Origin of the sequence: Anaerovorax odorimutans (assembly GCF_024459955.1) — a bacterium.
GTDB classification, from domain to species: Bacteria; Bacillota; Clostridia; order Peptostreptococcales; family Anaerovoracaceae; genus Hominibacterium; species Hominibacterium odorimutans_A.
The window spans coordinates 1-260 of the sequence record NZ_JANFXK010000155.1 but is presented as its reverse complement, the minus strand read 5'-3'; the positions used below and the strand labels follow the sequence as shown (position 1 = coordinate 260).

The 260-nt window shown below is 41.9% G+C and carries 1 protein-coding gene; it reads left to right on the top strand.

Annotated elements, in window-relative coordinates:
* Nucleotides 1-260, top strand: a 260-nt coding sequence (locus NE619_RS18285) for a DnaB-like helicase N-terminal domain-containing protein (RefSeq protein ID WP_305146677.1), incomplete at both ends; no start/stop codon positions are given.

The window sequence follows — 260 nt, the reverse complement described above, 5'->3', positions numbered from 1 at the left end:
ATTACGGTCACATCGGAGATTTTGGCCGGACAGGATTTTTATCAGACGGCATATGGGATCTTATTCGACGCTATGACAGATCTGTTTAAATCGGGGCGTCCGGTAGATTTGATCACGCTTCAGGAATATTTAAAAACAAAAGACGTGCCTCCGGAAGTAAGCAGTATGGAATTTGCAAGAGATCTTCTCGTAGGAACTCAGACATCTGCCAACGTAAAATATTATGCGGAAATCGTAAAAGAAAAATCGGTTTTACGCAG